Raw genomic sequence first — 17,171 nt, forward strand, 5'->3', positions numbered from 1 at the left:
CTGAAGTAGTGGATCGCGGAGTAGAAGGCGATGGTGCTGATAAGCCGGGCGTTAGCAAGCCGCTGTCCGGCGCTTCCTTTACTGCTTCCATTGCCGATCCCGCACGGTTCCGACTGGATGCAACCATCTGCGATGGCTACGTTGAGTGGGGTCTAGCCATCCACTACAACCATGGTGGTCAAGAGTTCACGAAATCTGTTGGCACGCCCGAACAGCCACTGCGGTCTGTCGGCAGTACGAGCCCCGTCCCGTCGTACACGGAAGCGACAGCAGGCGATCTTACTTCGGTAGTACGGGCACAAGACGCGCAATGCACGGTCACACCCCCAAGCACCGGACAGTCAAGTGCTACTTCTCCTAGCACAGGCAGCAGTAGTACGTGTGAAGCTAAACAGATGGTGGCCGATGCCAATCTGGACGCCACGGTGGCGTCGTCACTCATGGAACCTGCTTGCCGAGATAAGTTCGCAGTCGTGTTCGCATCCGGTGAAAGTTCGTCTTCGCTGGGCTACCGGGTTTTTGCTCGGGACAGCGGACGGTGGCGACAGATTCCCAACGCCGCAACTGGCCCGGCTCACAATGCCATCGATGCCGTGGTGCTTAGCGCCAATGGTGTCGACGTACCTAGCTTCAAAGTAGCATACGCTGATTGCATTGAATCAGATACCGCTGGCGTGCTGGTCTTTGCTTCTTGCAAGTCGAAGTAGATCTCGAAAAGGCGCCGTTTCTGCGCAGCAGCAGGCCGACTTGAACCACCTTGTATACTGACACGCTACTGCCCAACATCAGAGCGTCATGGGGTAGCTAGGCCAGTCGGGGCTGTTTGTGCGTAATGGTGGACAAGTAAGGACGCCGCTAGTGAACATGCAGAACGCGAAGAAGATCGACCCCAACGCCTATAATGCCCTGGCTGATGCTCTCTCAGTTATTTACTGGAACAAGCCGCCATGGGCACGCTACCTTCGTGGTCTGCTCAAGGACAACTTAGAGCTATTGACTGGACTCGATCTGACGGGCCCAACGACCAAGCGTGAGAACTCTGGCGAATTGGTCGAACGTCTCATGGCCAACGAGAGCAAGTATCAGGGTGTCGCGATTTCCCTGATGCTGCGCGTAGCGAGCATGGACAGCTTCCCAAACCTGAACGCCCAAGAAGACAGCGCCGACCTGATCTCCAAGGCCAAGGACGCTGTCGCAGAGCTGCGCAAGTGGACGAAGCGCCACCAGGAGATTGCCGAAGCCAACGAACGTGCGGTAGCCGCGATGGCCAAAGCAGCCGCAGAAGCCAGCAGAAGCCGGGCGTTCACTGAGTCACTATCTGCCCTCAAGGACGAGTTCCTTGGGATGCACAAGGGCACTGGTACGCCCCAGCAACGAGGCATTGAGCTTGAGAAGTTCCTCAATGCACTGTTCGGGCTGTTCGACCTCGAACCACGAGCGGCATACTCTCTGGCGAACGAGCAGATCGACGGAGCGTTCAGCTTTGACACCGACGACTACATCTTAGAAGCCCGTTGGTGGAAGAAAGCCATCGGCCGCGGGCACTTGGATGTCTTCGCCAGCAAGATCCGACGCAAGGGCAAGAACGCGCTAGGACTGTATGCAAGCATCAGCGGTTTTACCCAGGATGCCCTTGACACCTACGAGGACGGCACACCGTTCATCACCATTGACGGCATGGACATCATGGCTGTACTTGACGGGCGCGTCCGCCTCGATGATCTCCTGAAGCGCAAGAAGCGTCACGCCAATGAGACTGGCAACTGCTACTTTCCTGTGGCGGAGATGCTCTAGCCGTTCTCGCCAGCGCACGAGGTACCTTAATTGAGGGTATTTTGACCCATCTCCGCAGATCAGACGAATTCTTGACCACTCGGACAAGATGGCAGTACCACGCACCGCGACCGCTGGTCGCTGAAGTCGTCCTGACCGGTCGCCTGACAGCAAGTGCCCCAACCGCGAACGATGGTTGGGGTACATTGTCGTAAAAGCCTGACAATCATCCTCCTGGAAAGTCAGACAAACTACGACTTCTTCCGTCTCCTTTCCGTCATCGCGGCTCTCGTGTCCAGCTGTTTACCCCATAGTTCCAGGGAGTCCAAAGAACTCCGCAGATCGTCGTGAGAGGGTGCCGGATCGCCCGCCGAAGCTGGCGCATCGTGCGCGTCAATCCACCTTGAAATCTCAGTCATTTGCGACTCAAGAGTATCCCAATCGTCATCTTCGACCGAGACTTTACGTAGCCTGTTCGTCTGAACTGGGCGGTCAAAGCGAGAGATAACACCTTGAAAAAGTCGCTCTTCTACAGCCCTCTCCCAAGCTGCACGTAGCTGTCCTGCGATTCGATAAGCCTCCGTGCGCCATGCGGCATCCGCGCCGCTGTCATACATCTTCTTGACCTGTTCAAGCTTCACCTTTATCTTGCCGATGCGCTCTTTGACCGGAGCTCCAAGCGAAGACAACCCATCGTCACAAAGTCCTGTTACGCCTGCCCCGCGCTCAATCTGAACATATGCAATAGACACAGCTGAATCAGCTGCGTACCTGTTTAACGCCTCTACAAAGGCGAGATCATGGGTAAAAATCAGAACCTGGCGGTTCTTTGCTTCCAGTGCAATTCGACGCGCGGCTTTAAGCCGAAAGTTGTGATCAAGTGAACAAACTGGATCATCGAACACAATGGCCGATCCGTCCGTGCTTGTCGACAACTCAGTAAAGAATCCGGCAAGCGCAACAGCTCGGCATTCACCTTCGCTGAGCACATCCGTAAGACGCTGGGTCGACTTCACGCCACTAAATGCAAGCCGGTGAAGTGACTTTCCTTTTCGGGCGTCGCCTTTAGCAATCTCGACCTTAAGTCGGTCAGCTCCAAGTTCCTTCAGTTCAGACTGGAATGCCGATTTTAGTCGCTCAGTAATCAGCTGCTCGGAGAGCTTCTTGACCTGTATCGTGATTTGCTGCGTGTTGCACAACGCCTTCGCTTTCACAAGAGCTTGAACCTGCACCTTACGGTCATGTTCACCAATGACAACCGCAAGACTCTTACTCAAGAGAGCACGGTCGCTAAGCTCTTCATACTCCTTTTGAACCTTCTTGAGCGCTTCTGGATCGCTCGCCGCAATCAGCTCTTCGGCTTGCGTAGCCTCCGCATCTGAAGCTGCGCGAAGGTCTTCCATGACATCGCTGACTCTCCAATCAACTACGGGCAAAGCCGCATCGAGAGCCGTCTTTTCCTCCAGGAGGGCACAAACAAAGTCTGTACGTGCGCGAACAGCCTCCCCGAAGCGAGCCAACTTCTCATCAAGATCTTTGTAAGTCTCACCGAGGGGAGCAAGTGAACCTGCGCGAGGAACGTTGTTCTCCACGGCCTCGCGGATCGAGGTCACCAGCTTCTTTGCCCGACCTCTCAATACGTCGAGCTTTGACTGCGATTCATCTCGCGCGAACTTCTCAAGAGAAGTAAGCATCAAGGCTGCCGCAGGCTGCAACTCCTGATGACATAGGACGCAATGCGCCTCCGCGCCGACGTGCGGAAACTCGTGGTGCGGGTAGGCCTGGTCTTGGGAATATGCCCGTGCAGCCCGCCAAAGCCTCATCCAAGTTTCTGAACCAACACCCTCAACACTGGTGCCTTCAAGAAGCGATGCATCCGCTTCCACAGCTTTCTGCTGTTCGGAGACTTCGACGATCAAGTCTCGGGCCTGTTGAACTTTGACATCACTCAATGCTTCTGCAAGACGACCAGCCGCGATATAAATAGGTCGCAACTGTTGTTCATGCTGTTTGTGGAGTTTTGCCTTCGTAGCCGGATCGCTTTGGCGCAATGCTTCAAGCTCTTTGCCAAGGAAACTCAATCGAGAAACTTCAACATCCGAAAGCACCGCAAGCTCGTTAATAGCAGCAGCGCAACCGTCCGCACCCAGCTTTTTGATTTGAGCACTGACCATGCCACCTTCAATGAACCGAGGAAGAGCAGCTTGCTCAGCATGAAGGCTCCGAACACGTCCATCTATGACGGATTCAACTGACCCACACGCTTTAGCCAGCGCTTCCAGGAGTGTAAGAACCTCCGGCGCAAACGCTACGTCGTCTTCTTCAGTAAGCAGGTGGTTTGACGCGGAAGTATCGAACAGGGTAATTTGGCGAAGTTCGGGTGGCGCAAGCTTTCCACTTTGCCACGAATGCGTAAGCTCATCAACACCGTAGTTGTATGCAACCTCAGCACTTGGCAAGTTTCCAGCAGCATCCGCATAGACATTAGGCAGAATCGAATTTATCTTGCCGCGAACCCGGCAAATCTGCTTCAAAATTCTACTGTAGCCGGATTTGCCTGCACCATTATCTCCATAAACGACAGTGATGCCCGCTGAAGCAAAAAGCAACTCTTGGTCAGCAGCGAGCAAGTTAACGTTGCGGACTTGGCTGATCCGCGAAAGCTCTGTGGAGATACCGCCATCGCTCTGACTCGGAACATGATCTTCGGATAGAGGCTCGAAATTCTCGCATCGCCCAGTGGTCGCCTGCTGCAAGCAGAGCTCAGCCAACTGCTCCAGATCGGATGGGGTCAACGCGCCAGCAACCAGTCGACGCAACGCGTCTCGCTGCCAAAATGGGCGGCTCACCGACCACTGAACAACAGCCGAGTAGGCGGCGACTAAGTTGTTCTTCTGAGCAATCGGATCTACCATCTTTGGCATTATGATAGGAATCACTCCTTTGGTCAACGCGCGAACGACCAAGGTGTGGTCAGCCGTCGATTTAAGGCGACCAAAGATGGACACGTAACGCTTTTGCGCCCTGCACTCGACACTCTCCACCCGCTAAGCGAGCTCGACGCTTAAGCCTTTAGTTTCCACACTTGAACACGTATCGGGACGAGTATACAAGACGTTACGGCAATACCTGCCCATTAGAGTGAATGACGGCGAGTACACGAGCTGCTACTTTGCGTTGCAATCCATCAACGCGCATCTTGCTGCAACCGCTTCTCAGTAATTCTGAGCTGTTCTCACCGATACCAAGGCTCAGCAACCTCGCGGATAACAGGCAGCACCCCAGTTGGGTACCCATCCGCGAGTTGCCGCAGATAGCCAGGCTCATCGGGATCGCTGTCAGGCCAGTTGAGGCGAAGCGCCTCTCTGGCCTTCACAGCTCGGTCTATCAGCATGGACACCGTGACCGCCTCTTCTTGGTGCCCGTGGTGCTTGCCGAGGCAGGGCATCGGTTCGGTCAGGCCGTCAGGGGCCTCTGACTGGCGGTGCTTGCTCATGCTGTCGTCCGCCACTTGGGAGATTTGGCTCCGAGCCCAGGTCTCGGCTTCCTGGCGGCGGTGCTCCTTGAGCGCCGCGCTCACGACGCACCAAGCAATGCTGAGCAGCAGAAGACCGAGCACTGCCACCGCGGCCTTGGTCACCAGATCGACGGTTGCCACGTTCAGCCCCGAGGTTCAAGGTCGCCGTGGCTGTAGATCTCCGCCCAGTGCAGGAAAACGTCCTGCGATGCCTCGGGGCTGAGCGCCAGCTGGTCGAGGACGTCAAACTTCCACTGCATGACCGAGATGGCGGCGTCCTCGTCGTAGAAGACAGTGGCCACGTCGGTGTCCGTATAGCCCATCGGCTTCACATGTGGCGCGAACATCAGGTAGGTCGCGCCGTACTGGAGCGCCGGATGTCCCACCGACCACGGCACCACCCGCAGGCTGATTGGCGACCACTCAGACAGAAGGCTCAGCTTCATGCACTGGTCGTGCATCACGGCGTGGCTGCCAACCACCAGACGGAGCGCTATCTCGTGCAGGAAGAACGTCGCTGCCGGAGCTGCCTCCTGCTCCAGCACCTTCTGCCGCTCCATCCGAGCATCAACCCAGGCAGCGTGTTGTTCGTCGCTGGCGGTGGACTCATCAAGCAGTGCTTCGGCGTACGGCTCTGCTTGCAGTAGCGACGGGATCAGCATCGGCTCGTAGGTGGAGATGGTCAGCGCCTGGGCTTCGTGCATTCGTAGGCAAAGAAGATCATCTGGAACGGCGTCGCCATGCACGCGGAGGAAATAGCCGTAGTCGGGCTCCTGAGCGAGCCGCAGTATGCGCGTGCGGGTGGCCTTGTCGGCACGGCAGGCGGTCAGCAACGACGCGATGTCGGTTTCACTCGTCCCGCGCACGCCGTTCTCCAGCTTGGAGAGTTTGCTCGGTGACCACTCCAACTGTTCTGAGATGGCAGTGCCTCGCAGACCAGCACACTCGCGAACCAACCGGAGTTCCTCGCCGAGTTCTCGACTGTGGGCGCTGGTCGTACGGATGGGGCGCTTGACGTCGTCAGTAAGTGCGCTCATGGCTGTGGCACGTCGCCTTCTGGGTTGTGGTGGCTCACGCCAGGAGGCGCAGCAGTGGTGTCGGGGCTGCCGAGGATCTGGCGGCGCCGCTCGGCGATCAGCTGCAAGGCCTCGCCCAGGCTCACCATCTGCTGGCCGAGTGCCGTCTCCCGCTCGGCGGAGAAGCCCGCCTCACTCAGGCCATTCTGCACATCGAGGCTGCGCAGGATGTAGCGGCTCAGCTCCGAGTTGACGTTGCTCATGCCCGCCAGCAGGACACGCACTTCGGGCGTCACGGCCCGTCCGCCTTGACCAAGTCCTCTTCTTCATGGACGACCAGCAGCACCGAGCCTCGGCGACGGATGAGTCGTCGCAGGAAGGCAAGAACTTCGTTGTCGATTGACAAGTGGTCGAGATGCGGCACCACCACACCGTGTGAGCTGGCTAGGTCAAGCACGTCGATCACGCCCGCGAACCCTGGGCGCTTGACCTGCTTGCCGGGCACTTCGCGGTCGACGAACACCGAGGCCAGGAGAAAGCCAGCTTCGGCGCAGTAGCTGCTGAGTTCCTTACATAGCATGGCGATCTGGTCGTTGTCTGGTTCTTCGAGGCGCAGGTAGCCGTAAACCACGGGGCGGCTGGTCTCAGCCTGCGGGGCTTCGTCGGGTGCGGGCATCACGGCTAGAACCTCTCTCGGAGTCGGTAGGCAAGAGCTGCCTGCGGGCACGGCCAAGGGGTGTGGCACTGGATGCAGGTACTCCCGACGCCAAGCAGTCGTGGCGTGTGCAGCACCAGCGCCAGGACGATCAGGGCGTAGAGCTCTGCCTGGGTTCCGGCAGCACTGCGGACTCGTCCTCTACGGGCATCGACTCCGCGAGGTCAGCGGCCGGAACTTGTTGGTATGCCTCAAGAAATCCGCGCATCAGGCACCTCCCAGACCCAAGCTGGCGGCCACAACCGCACATACGAAACGACCACCGCAGGCCTCCTGGGGGTGGATGCAGGCGGGGCGCAGGGCTCGCTGGATGCGCCGCTCGGGGTCGGCACGGTGTCCACCGCGCTCCGCCTGCTTCAGTGAGCCTCAACTTGAAACTCAATCCAAACGATGACAGATTGAGTTTCAATCTGGAAGCCACTTGACCCTAGGGTCGCCCGATGGGAGTACTTAAGCGCCGTGATGATCTCGCCAGGCACACTGAACGGCATGGTTGACGACGAGGATCCCGGCCCCATCGTGCAGCGCCTGATCTTCGGCGCTCGTCTGGCCGAGCTGCGCGAAGCCACCGGCATGACCGTCGACCAGGCCAACACCGCCATGCCCGGCTGGTACCGGGGCAAGCTCGGCAAGGTCGAGAACGGCGACCTCAACACCACCGACACCGAACTTGACCGGCTCTTCGAGCTCTACAAGGTCAGCGGCCCGGTGGCTGACGAGATCCGCAAGCTCGGCGTGGAAGCCAGGCGCAAGCTGGCTCCGGCGCGGGTACCGGATCACTCCCGGCGCTACGTCTGGCTGGAACGTGCTGCTGACGAGATCCGCGAGTACTACGGCGCGTCAGTACCGGGCAACCTCCAGAGCGAGGCCTACGCCCTGGCGCAGATGGCCAGCTCCTTGGTGATCGCCCCGGCAGACATGCCGACGATCGCTCGTGACCGCGTTGCCCGAGGTGACCGCTACAAGAACGACCCCGGCCGCAAGCTGCACGCCGTGCTCAACGAGGAGGCGGTGCTCCGGAGGATTGGCGGCGTTGACGTGCTGGCTGGGCAGATCGAACGGCTGCTGGAGCTGGGTGCGCTGCCGAACGTCACCATCCAGATCGTGCCGCTGGAAGCCGGGGCGCACGCGGCGCTGGAGTACACCTTCACGTTGCTGTACATCGCCAGGGCTCGGGCAAGCATCGTGTACATCGAGAGCTTGGCCACGGCGGACTACCTTGCTCGCCCTCAGCACGCCCAGACCTATAACCTCGCGTTTGAGTCGGCGCAGCGCACGGCGCTCAGCCATGAGGACATGGCCGACTACCTGCGTCAGACCCAGAACCGACTGTAAGAGGAGCCGCAGATGTCGACGGACGCCCGGAAGAGCGCCCAGTGGCGGAAGAGCAGCTACAGCGGCAGCGGCGCCCAGTGCGTCGAGGTCGCTGACAGTGCCACCACCACGGCTGTGCGCGACTCGAAGAACCCGGATGGGCCTGTGGTGACGTTCCCGCGTACGACTTGGGTGCGGTTTGCTCGGGGCTTCAGAGGTTGAGCTGTCGGCCCATCTGACAGCTCAACCCCAGCGGGGGCAATAATCGGTATACCCACAACTTCTGCAATTCAAAATTTGTGCAGCGCATGAACATTATCAGGGGCGGTACGGAAGCCACTGACCGGCTCCCGAATTGTATTTATAGTATGGATAATTGACTGATTTGGGAGCCACTACGAACGGATTACCATTGTCGTTGATAGTATGAATATACGTCTGACCATCAACGGTAATGCTCAAATCGAGCCACCATTCGCAGTAACAGTTATTTGACGTCGATCGCATCAACACGGTTGCCGACTTGCCGGGATCAAGACTTAGATAGAACGGCTTGTCTGTCTTCTCGACTCCCGGCATAAGGTCGTCCCCCTCACGGAAGACCGCAGTTTGCGAGTCGATGTCCAGCTTGAGGTAGTTATACGCTTGCGATCCTCCCTTTGGCTGACATATAGGACGTTCGCCTTGCAATGAATCTGCAGTGACCGTTCGCCCTATCGATGCAGAGCTAATCACCATCGGCTTATCGCGTGCAGCAATCGTAATTCGAGCGATATTCCCCCCGACGCTGATGCCGCCATTTGCCCTAGACCATGAATTCAAGTCCACTAGCTCGCAGGGCTCATCGGGCGGGCGAAGCTTGAAAAGGTCTCCGGCGGGGAACATGTAGCCCGGAGGAAAACCAGCTGACTTATCCCCGCCGTCGCCAGTTCCGAAGCTTGCCTCTTTTGGGTCAGATGCGACAATCAGCGTGTAGGGGATTTCTGATCCCGTACTGCCGGATACCTTTATGTCTTGAGCGGTTTTAGGCTTAACTTCCTCGGCATTACCTCCTTGCCAGTGTGGAATAAATGCAGCTCCAGCGATCAACCCTAGGACGGCTGCTCCTACGACAAGTTTCTTAGAGGTAGTCAGACGCTTTCGCCTTACTGGCGGCTCTAATTTTTCCTGCTGTGCGATATGTTCGGATGTTGCAAACGATACCGACTCGGGCACATCTGGAATTGCTGCGGAAGAAGTTCGCGCCACACTTGCTTCTACCACACCCTCCTCCCTCGACTTAGCAGCGTTCTTTCCCTCTTGCGCAGAGCTACTTGCAACGAGAGCTTCTTTTGCCTCATAGGGGATGCCGAGCGAGTTAGCAACCCTTTGCAGCGTATGTAGATCATCTAGCGCACACTGGATAGCGGCTATCGCTGCTTCAATTGCCCTTCCTTCGTATTTCTTTCTTGCATAGGCGGCCGAATATCCTTTGGCGGGACGAAAATGCATGGATGCCAATATCTGGCGGATAGTTTTTACGCCAAGCAGATATCTAAGCCCCGCATCCTCATCCTCGACTTTCACTATTTCTTTGGCGGTCTGAATAAATTTCACAGCATCGGACCGCGTGCCCAGTTTTTCAAGTACATTCGGATAGCTCAGCTTGGACATCCCGATGTACTCATGCACCGACTTGGTTGCGTCGTCGAAATTGCCTTGGTCGACTTGTTCGATGAATACAACACGCAAGAACGTGCGCATGAGCCCACTGTCAATATCTAGACTTTTTGGATCGAGTCGGAATTTTAGTTTCAGCTGCCGCACTAGTTTTGGACACGTTCCGGATGCAAACTCATGTCCTTCATGGAAAAGTTGCTCAATTTCTTTAGGGTCGACCTTCATGCCTAACACCCTCCAGGTTCAGCTGTTACTCATTTTGGAAGATTGTACTTTGAACCCCAGAAACCCGAACGGGTGACCTTGGGTATAGGGTCGCGTCCGCCTGAAACCAATTTCCTTTTGCTCAGTTTGACAAAACATCGAAAAAGGTAATTAAAGTATTTACAAATCTGCTTAAATGTAGTTAAATATACGCCGGGATTGGCCTCTTGGAGGTCAAAAGATGATTTCATCTGTTGCGTATATCGAAGAAGATGCCTTCCAAGACTTTCTTTCGTGCTACAGCAGCTCGCAGCACGAGCACATCGACCATCTTGCGCATTACTTACGTGATTGGTGCGAAGAGGGCGACGGCACGGAAGATTGTGGCTACGATTTTGGCATCTACATGGTCGTCTTTGCGCTCATCGCCCAGAGTTGGGCGACAGAAGGCAAGACCATCCTCACTACCAGGCCAGGCACTTTCGCCCGCGAGGACAGTCACACCAACGCGCTAGAGAGGCGCGTTGTCCCTGACTTGCTCGTAAAGGACTGCTGGGACTGCAACGAGGCGGTCAGCCCGCAGTCCTTCACTCTCCGCTCCGCCAGGCATCAGCGTACCAATCGGTAACATTCTGCAACTTGGCCGATCCCACCACCAGCCCATCACCCTTTCGAGGGGAGATGGGCTGTTTAAATTTAGGGCCCTGACCTGCCCTTTTCCACCGTTTCCAGTAGTTCCACCATTTCTTTCCACCATTTCCATTAGGTACTGGATCGACCACATGCCAATGTTCTTCCTGCATGGCAATGACCTTCAGGCAGATCGCCTGGAACCAAGTGAAAGGAAGACGCAAAAGATGCAAGGAGAGATCCAAATCACCGGCCAGTCAGACAACTGGCAGAACTCAAGTGGCTTGCCCATCACCAGGGAGGGCCGGGCGTTCAACCGAGCACTTCGTATGCAGGACATGGGTGCCGTGCTTCAGGCACGGCAACTCCAGAACTCAGCCCAGATCGCACAGTTGGCCATGGAGGCCGTTCGAGAGGTGAACACTCACCGCCGCCTTCTGACCCAGGGAGACGAGCAGACCGCCTTGGCCATGGCCTTGGCAGACGTCGCGGTAAACCACCTCGCAGTAGTCCTGCGAATCCAGCGAGGCTAGGGCACCAGATCGTGGGAGCCATCGTTGTTGGAGGGCTCTGCGCCCTTGTCGCCTTGTTCGTGGTGGAAATCGCCATTCCCTGGGCGGCTCACCACTGGGTACTCGCGCTGTTCGTCTTGGTGACCTTCGCGCTCGTGTGGGTCAGCACGCGTCCAACAGTGGTGGCCTGGTTCCGTGAGATGAGGCGAGCCAAGCAGCAGCGCCGTGCCGTCGAGAAGATCACCGCCGATACGAAGGCCCAGATGGAGCACATCGCAGGTAAGTGGAAGTCAGAACAGTGAGTGCAGCGCCTGGGAAGGGCTGGCCTGCCCGCATCTTTCTTGGGGCTATGGCACTGCTTGCGATTTCACTGGGTGCGCGGCTGGTCTACGAACTGCTAGCCCCGCTTATGGGTTCGCTCATCGGTCTGGCGGCCCTCGTGGCGATCTACTGGTGGATTCAGCGCAGCTGGTAGATACGTCGATATCAGATCTTATCCCAACAATCCACCAGGAGGACACGTGTGCCCAGACTCACCCGTAAGCAATTCTTGGAGCGTCTACACGTCCACGAAGAGCTGCAAGCCGTAGAGCGCGAACTGACGCTCTCGACCTTGGAAGCCGAGCTGCACCGCCAGCGACGTTCGACCAACGGCGACAAGTCACCGGGCGTTCGGCGTCCATCGGCTGGCCCACCGTCAGAGGTAGATGGGTACCAGTCGCCGATGTGACTATTACATTCTCTCTTTCCTAGTCCGTAGATTTCTTGCATAGTTGGCTTGAGGGCGAGCATAAGTCTTTCCTACAACAGGCCGTATGTCCGTTCGTGCAGCTTTGGACAGCTCGCCCTCACGCCTTCTTTAGATACTCAGGTCGCCATGACGACAAGCTTCTAGCTGCTTGCTGCCGCAAGTCTGGCTTATTCGTCATGCCCTGAATTCGGAAGGTGTACCAACACCAACAGAAGGGAGACTGAATGTCACAAGACTCGGGCCAAGAGCCCGTAACTGTAACAGCCGACGCGCGGCCACATCCCGCCGTTCGTGCGCTAGCCCGCGCCAGCATCTTGCTTGCTCGTCAGCAGGTGCAAGCCGAGCTGAGTTCGCTTTCAGGTCAGGCGACCGCGGTCACCGCGGACTCGGCCGAGCAGGGCGAGGTCGACCATGAGTAAGCCACTCGTCTGGTCGGAGCTGCACCCGCCTCGCGGCCTGACGCTGGCCGACCTCACGGCGGCCCTGCGGCCTCTCGCGAACCGCCCCACATCCGGCCCGCTCCAGAAGACGCCCCTGGTCGTCTTCGAGCTTCGCGCGGAGAAGGGCATCATCCGTTGGTTGCTCGGCACCGACTACAAGCTAGCGTCGAAACTGCCGCGCCAATTGCGGGCCCAATTGCCCCGACTCGACGTCGTCCAGCTGGCGGATGCTGATCGGACATCACCGGAGCTGGCCGCTGACATCAAGCTGAGCAACCTGTCCAGTCCGCTGCGCCTGGACACGGCCGAGGCCGTCAGCTCAGCGGTGCTGGATTGCCTCAGCCGCTTGCCGGATGGTCAGACGGCAGTCGTCCAGTGGGCGATCGGCCCGGCGCAGCCCCGCGCCCAGCAGCCAGAAACCTTTCGGCTCAGCGAGACGCTCGGGCTACGGACGCCAACGCCGGACACGGCCACCGAACGAGACTGGAAAACCAAGACGTCCGAACCCATCCTCACCGTGCGAGGCAGGATCGGGGCCGGTGGTGGTGACGCTAGGGCCAACCGCAGCCTCATCCAGTCCGTGGCTGCTGCTCTCGCTCTGGCCGACAGCAGCGGCACCTGTCTGCGAACCAGCACGGCCACCGCCCAGCGAGCTCACAATCTGACGGCCGTCCATCACAACAGTGGTCGGTGGTCATCGGTGGTCAGTGTTGCCGAGTTGGCCACGCTCCTTGCGTTCCCGCTTGGCGAGCGCGACCTTCCAGGAGCCACGGGTCTGGTGCTGGGACGCCCGCCCGCCAGCTTGCTGCGGGAACCAGACAGCCCGCAGCCGATCCGGATCATCGGTACCAGCCTGCATCCGGCCAGTCGCCAACAAGCAGTCGTCATGCCAGATTCCGCCAGTGGCCACCATGTCCATGTCGTGGGCCCGACTGGCTCTGGCAAGAGCAACTGGCTCGCGGGGGCAGTACTGGCCGACGTCCAAGCTGGACATGGAGTTTTCGTTGTAGAGCCACGTGGAGACCTGATCCACGATCTTTTAGCCCGCATTCCGGATGACCGCCGCGAGGACGTGGTGGTCATCGACCCAGCTGGATCACCTGGCGAAGGAGTCGTCGGCTTCAACCCGCTGGCCGGGCCACCCGAGGAAGCCGAGCGCCGCGCCGACGAGATGGTCGGCCTCTTCCGAAACCTCTACGGCTCAGCCATCGGGCCTCGAAGTACCGACGTTCTCCTGCACGCGACGCTCACCGTGGCCAAGCTGCCCGGCGGCAGCCTGGCCGACATTCCGGTGCTGCTGAGCAACGCCGTCTTCCGCCGGAAGCACCTGCCAGGCGTCAGCGACCCGCTCGTCCTCGGGCCCTGGTGGGCCTGGTTCGAGAGCATGTCTGAAGCCGAGCGGCAGCAAGTCACCGCGCCGATCAACAACAAGCTGCGAGCGTTTCTGAGCCGGGCAGCAGTCCGGCGGTTGCTGGCTCCAGACGGCAGCGCGTTCACGCTGGATGACCTGTTCACCAAACGCCGCGTTGTCCTGGTGAACCTCAATGCTGGGCTCCTCGGCACGGAAGCCTGCCGTCTGCTCGGCAGCTTGCTTCTCAGCAGCTTTTGGTCGGCTGCCGAACGGCGAGCAGCCGTGCCGAAGGAAGATCGCTACCCGGTGCGGGTGGTGGTTGACGAGTTCGCCAGCTACATAGCAGCGCTGGACTTTGACGCGGTCTTGGCGTTGGCTCGCGGCCTCGGTGTATCGATCACCGTTGCCCACCAGAACGTCGCCCAACTGACGGCAAGCCTTCTCGCGACTGTGGCCGCCAACGCCCGTTCCCGTGTGGTTTTCCGGCCGTCGCCCAGCGACGAGAAGACGCTCACCGCGCTCCTGGGTGCGGATGTCCTTCCTGGCGATCTGGCACGAATTGGTGCCTTCCAGGCCGCCGCTCGGCTCTACATCGACGGCGAGATGACACCAACGTTCACCGTGCAGACGCTCTCCCTGCCGGACGCCACCACCGATCCGGACGCCATGCGCAGCGAGAGCCGCAGGCGCTACGGCACCGACGGCGAAGAGATCGACCGCCGTTTGCTGGAGCGGTGGCACGGCGACAGCCCGCCCAGTGACAGTCCTATCGGTGTGAGGCGAAGGAGGACAACAGCGTGACCAGCCCTACCGCTCGACCTACCGATCCCGTTGATTTCGTCCTACCTCCCACCAGCGCCAATGACTCCCATCCGCCTACGAGTTCTGCGCCCAACAAGGCGCAGAACCTGACTACTCGCGCGGCGCGTCTGCGTGATCGCCTTGGCGACCGTGACCTTGGCGTGCTCGGCTCACTCCGTCAGTTCCGCCTACTGAGCGGCCACCACATCCAACGCCTCCATGTCGCTGACGGCTCCGAGAAAACCAGGGCCAGGCGGTCACGGGCACTCGTGCAGCGCCTCGCCAAACTTGGTCTGGTGGTGCGCTTTGGCCGCAGCGTCGGCGGCATCCGAGCAGGCAGCAAGGGACACACCATCGGGCTGACTGGGCTCGGTGAGGCGGTGCTGGATGTTGGCCAGGATCAAGGCCGACGGCACCGCCAAGTCTGGGAAGGCAAGCCGTACTTCCAGGATCACACGCTGGCAATCGCCGAACTGCACACGTCGCTGACGGAACACATCGCGGCCAACGGCGATGCCGACCTGATCGCCTTCGAGACGGAACCCAAAGTCTGGCGACGCTTCGGCGGCATCGGCGGCAGCTTGACGCTCAAGCCGGACTATTTGGCACACATCGGTGTCGGTGACATCGAACGCGTGGTCTTCGTGGAGATCGACCTCGGCACCGAGAGCCTGCCGAGCGTCTTACGCAAGTGCCAGGTCTACTTGCAGTACTGGCAGGCGGGCATCGAGCAGCACCTGCACGGCCTGTTCCCAAGCGTCCTCTGGCTGGTGCCAGACGGCCGCCGCAGGGGTCGTCTGCAAGAGGGTGTGGAGCGGCTGCCCCGGGATGCCCAAGCACTGTTCACCATCGCCCTGCTACATGAGGGCGCACAACTACTAACTACCAATGGAGGTCTCGCATGACGAACCAACAACAAGCCGCGGGGCTTCCCCGCAACCAACTGCTCATCGGCGACGTCCGCAGCCGCCTCAAGGAGCTGCCCGACGATTCCGTCGACTGCATAGTCACCTCGCCGCCATACTTCGCCCTGCGCGACTACGGCCACAAAGACCAACTTGGCCTGGAGCCATCGGTCGAGGGCTGGGTGCGCGACATCCTTGCCGTCGCCAGTGACCTGAAGCGCGTCCTCAAGCCAACCGGGGCGCTGTGGCTGAACCTCGGCGACTCGTACGCCCACCACCCTCGCGAGGGTGCGCCTAAAAAGAGCCTGCTGCTCGGCCCATCGCGCGTGGCGCTCGGCATGGTGGCCGACGGCTGGTTGCTACGCAATCACGTCGTCTGGGCGAAGACCAATCCCATGCCCAGCAACGTCACCGATCGCCTAAGCAACACTCACGAGACGATCTACTTCTTCACCAAGGAACGTCGATACTTCTTTGACCTTGGCGCCATCCGGCAGCCTCACAAGTCGAGCCCGACGACCAGCGGCAAGCGTCGGGGCCGCGACGGGGTGTACCCACCGCGGACTGCCTTGCCTCAGCGTGCGGAACGCACTGGCGACGTCAACGGCGGCTTGGCTCGCCTCAAGGCATCCGGGGCCATCGGGCATCCGCTCGGCAAGAATCCAGGCGATGTCTGGTCTCTGGGTACGGCTGCGCTCCATGCAGACCATTTCGCTCCGTTCCCGACCAGCCTTGTCGAACGGGCGCTCCTGAGTACCTGCCCCGAACGCGTCTGCGTGTTCTGCGGTCGGGGATGGCAACGCGCCCAACAGCGGATCGACGGCCGCTTGCTACGCGTTGGCTCGCTGCAACGGGATTGCACCTGTTCGCCGATCTGGCAGCCGGGTGTGGTGCTCGACCCCTTCATGGGCAGCGGTACCACGGCGATTACCGCTGAGACTCAAGGTCGCGACTGGGTGGGAATCGAGCTGAACCCGGACTACGCCGCTCTGGCCGAGCAGCGTCTTGCCAAGTGGCGTGACGCCACCAAGTCCTGAGGCACTTCCGCCTCAGGACGGGCACCGCTTCGTCGGTGGCCTGCGGCTGTTTGTCGTCATCTCCTGCAACAGGGATGGCCAGCCGCACCACACCGAGGAGGACGGCCATGACCGATCCCAAAGCCAACGGCGTCAAGACTCTGGGCATCCGCCTGCCGCACGAGCTGCACGCCCAGTTCGCCCTCGTCGCCCAGCTCGACGGCCTGAACCTGACGGACGCCATCCTGCGTGCGGTGGAGTTCTACGTCGAGACCAAGCGGAGCGAAGGCGACTTCGCCGCACGGGCGCAGGAGGCACTGGCGGAGATCGAGCGCGAAGCCAACAGCCGCCGGGCAGCCATCCAGGCACTGTTCGGAGACAGCGAGCCAGCCGACACCTCGGCCACCCGGAGCCGCCGCACTACCGACAAGTAGTAGCGGTACTCCACGTCGGCTACGGACAGCAGAACTCTGCTGTCCGTAGCCGGACTACACATTTGCAAAACACGCCACGGACGAACGAGAGGCAGGACAGGAGATCCTATCTTGCCAGTTCTTTCAAACAGCG

General features: G+C 59.5%; 17 protein-coding genes. 11 read left to right on the forward strand and 6 right to left on the reverse strand.

Features of this window, described 5'->3' with window-relative positions; all coding sequences use genetic code 11:
- Window positions 1–395 precede the first annotated feature (395 nt).
- Window positions 396–707 (forward strand): hypothetical protein, encoded by a 312-nt coding sequence (locus tag CLV43_RS47170; protein WP_146174851.1) that lies wholly within the window; start codon window positions 396–398, stop codon window positions 705–707.
- A gap of 157 nt (window positions 708–864) precedes the next feature.
- Window positions 865–1,794, forward strand: a complete 930-nt coding sequence (locus CLV43_RS21600) for a restriction endonuclease (protein WP_245886845.1) — start codon at window positions 865–867, stop codon at window positions 1,792–1,794.
- 230 nt (window positions 1,795–2,024) lie between these two features.
- Here the strand turns inward: CLV43_RS21600 and CLV43_RS21605 are convergent, their stop codons facing one another.
- The 5 genes from CLV43_RS21605 to CLV43_RS21625 all read right to left on the reverse strand — a co-directional run bounded on the left by CLV43_RS21605 (window position 2,025) and on the right by CLV43_RS21625 (window position 6,982).
- On the reverse strand, window positions 2,025–4,688 hold the full coding sequence (locus CLV43_RS21605) for an AAA family ATPase (protein WP_170155954.1): 2,664 nt from the start codon (window positions 4,686–4,688) through the stop codon (window positions 2,025–2,027).
- A 320-nt stretch (window positions 4,689–5,008) separates the two neighbouring features.
- The gene (locus CLV43_RS21610) at window positions 5,009–5,413 is read right to left on the reverse strand and encodes a hypothetical protein (RefSeq protein WP_146174854.1); all 405 of its coding nucleotides are present in this window, start codon (window positions 5,411–5,413) and stop codon (window positions 5,009–5,011) included.
- 20 nt (window positions 5,414–5,433) lie between these two features.
- Window positions 5,434–6,327: a helix-turn-helix domain-containing protein gene (locus CLV43_RS21615; RefSeq protein ID WP_106189060.1), complete on the reverse strand. Its 894-nt coding sequence runs from the start codon at window positions 6,325–6,327 to the stop codon at window positions 5,434–5,436.
- Window positions 6,324–6,602, reverse strand: coding sequence for a hypothetical protein (locus tag CLV43_RS21620; protein ID WP_106189061.1), 279 nt, complete (start codon window positions 6,600–6,602; stop codon window positions 6,324–6,326). Before CLV43_RS21620 ends, CLV43_RS21615 begins: the two co-directional genes overlap by 4 nt.
- Entirely contained in the window at window positions 6,599–6,982 is a 384-nt protein-coding gene (locus CLV43_RS21625; protein WP_245886847.1) for a recombinase family protein, read from the reverse strand. The genes CLV43_RS21620 and CLV43_RS21625 overlap by 4 nt, the downstream gene beginning before the upstream one ends.
- Before the next feature lie 528 nt (window positions 6,983–7,510).
- On the opposite strand from CLV43_RS21625, the gene CLV43_RS21630 reads away from it, so the two are divergent.
- Both CLV43_RS21630 and CLV43_RS21635 read left to right on the forward strand, forming a co-directional pair.
- Entirely contained in the window at window positions 7,511–8,356 is an 846-nt protein-coding gene (locus CLV43_RS21630; RefSeq protein ID WP_106189063.1) for a helix-turn-helix domain-containing protein, read from the forward strand.
- A gap of 12 nt (window positions 8,357–8,368) precedes the next feature.
- Entirely contained in the window at window positions 8,369–8,557 is a 189-nt protein-coding gene (locus CLV43_RS21635) for a DUF397 domain-containing protein (RefSeq protein WP_106189064.1), read from the forward strand.
- A 96-nt stretch (window positions 8,558–8,653) separates the two neighbouring features.
- Here CLV43_RS21635 and CLV43_RS47175 read toward each other — a convergent pair whose 3' ends face one another.
- Entirely contained in the window at window positions 8,654–10,219 is a 1,566-nt protein-coding gene (locus CLV43_RS47175; RefSeq protein ID WP_146174856.1) for a hypothetical protein, read from the reverse strand.
- 220 nt (window positions 10,220–10,439) lie between these two features.
- On the opposite strand from CLV43_RS47175, the gene CLV43_RS21640 reads away from it, so the two are divergent.
- From CLV43_RS21640 to CLV43_RS21670, 7 genes are all read left to right on the forward strand, one after another.
- Window positions 10,440–10,826: a hypothetical protein gene (locus tag CLV43_RS21640; protein ID WP_106189065.1), complete on the forward strand. Its 387-nt coding sequence runs from the start codon at window positions 10,440–10,442 to the stop codon at window positions 10,824–10,826.
- A gap of 154 nt (window positions 10,827–10,980) precedes the next feature.
- Window positions 10,981–11,361 carry a hypothetical protein gene (locus CLV43_RS21645; RefSeq protein ID WP_146174857.1) on the forward strand — a complete coding sequence of 127 codons (381 nt, stop codon included), beginning with the start codon at window positions 10,981–10,983 and terminating at the stop codon, window positions 11,359–11,361.
- Between the two features lie 11 nt (window positions 11,362–11,372).
- Window positions 11,373–11,642 carry a hypothetical protein gene (locus CLV43_RS21650; protein ID WP_146174858.1) on the forward strand — a complete coding sequence of 90 codons (270 nt, stop codon included), beginning with the start codon at window positions 11,373–11,375 and terminating at the stop codon, window positions 11,640–11,642.
- An 860-nt stretch (window positions 11,643–12,502) separates the two neighbouring features.
- A complete protein-coding gene (locus CLV43_RS21655; protein ID WP_106189068.1) occupies window positions 12,503–14,683 on the forward strand; it encodes a type IV secretory system conjugative DNA transfer family protein in 2,181 nt (726 codons plus the stop codon).
- Window positions 14,680–15,588 carry a replication-relaxation family protein gene (locus CLV43_RS21660; RefSeq protein ID WP_106189069.1) on the forward strand — a complete coding sequence of 303 codons (909 nt, stop codon included), beginning with the start codon at window positions 14,680–14,682 and terminating at the stop codon, window positions 15,586–15,588. The genes CLV43_RS21655 and CLV43_RS21660 overlap by 4 nt, the downstream gene beginning before the upstream one ends.
- Window positions 15,585–16,625, forward strand: coding sequence for a DNA-methyltransferase (locus CLV43_RS21665; protein WP_106189070.1), 1,041 nt, complete (start codon window positions 15,585–15,587; stop codon window positions 16,623–16,625). Before CLV43_RS21660 ends, CLV43_RS21665 begins: the two co-directional genes overlap by 4 nt.
- Window positions 16,626–16,732: 107 nt before the next feature.
- Window positions 16,733–17,038 carry a hypothetical protein gene (locus tag CLV43_RS21670; protein WP_106189071.1) on the forward strand — a complete coding sequence of 102 codons (306 nt, stop codon included), beginning with the start codon at window positions 16,733–16,735 and terminating at the stop codon, window positions 17,036–17,038.
- The last annotated feature ends 133 nt before the right edge of the window (window positions 17,039–17,171 follow it).

This window comes from Umezawaea tangerina, assembly GCF_003002815.1.
Taxonomy (GTDB): Bacteria; Actinomycetota; Actinomycetes; order Mycobacteriales; family Pseudonocardiaceae; genus Umezawaea; species Umezawaea tangerina.

Coding starts and splice junctions, on each gene's coding strand:
- CLV43_RS47170 (WP_146174851.1), top strand. CDS start 396: ATGGTGGCCGATGCCAATCTGGACGCCACGGTGGCGTCGTCACTCATG.
- CLV43_RS21600 (WP_245886845.1), top strand. CDS start 865: ATGCAGAACGCGAAGAAGATCGACCCCAACGCCTATAATGCCCTGGCT.
- CLV43_RS21605 (WP_170155954.1), bottom strand. CDS start 4,688: ATGGTAGATCCGATTGCTCAGAAGAACAACTTAGTCGCCGCCTACTCG.
- CLV43_RS21615 (WP_106189060.1), bottom strand. CDS start 6,327: ATGAGCGCACTTACTGACGACGTCAAGCGCCCCATCCGTACGACCAGC.
- CLV43_RS21625 (WP_245886847.1), bottom strand. CDS start 6,982: ATGCCCGCACCCGACGAAGCCCCGCAGGCTGAGACCAGCCGCCCCGTG.
- CLV43_RS21630 (WP_106189063.1), top strand. CDS start 7,511: ATGGTTGACGACGAGGATCCCGGCCCCATCGTGCAGCGCCTGATCTTC.
- CLV43_RS21635 (WP_106189064.1), top strand. CDS start 8,369: ATGTCGACGGACGCCCGGAAGAGCGCCCAGTGGCGGAAGAGCAGCTAC.
- CLV43_RS47175 (WP_146174856.1), bottom strand. CDS start 10,219: ATGAAGGTCGACCCTAAAGAAATTGAGCAACTTTTCCATGAAGGACAT.
- CLV43_RS21640 (WP_106189065.1), top strand. CDS start 10,440: ATGATTTCATCTGTTGCGTATATCGAAGAAGATGCCTTCCAAGACTTT.
- CLV43_RS21645 (WP_146174857.1), top strand. CDS start 10,981: ATGCCAATGTTCTTCCTGCATGGCAATGACCTTCAGGCAGATCGCCTG.
- CLV43_RS21655 (WP_106189068.1), top strand. CDS start 12,503: ATGAGTAAGCCACTCGTCTGGTCGGAGCTGCACCCGCCTCGCGGCCTG.
- CLV43_RS21665 (WP_106189070.1), top strand. CDS start 15,585: ATGACGAACCAACAACAAGCCGCGGGGCTTCCCCGCAACCAACTGCTC.
- CLV43_RS21670 (WP_106189071.1), top strand. CDS start 16,733: ATGACCGATCCCAAAGCCAACGGCGTCAAGACTCTGGGCATCCGCCTG.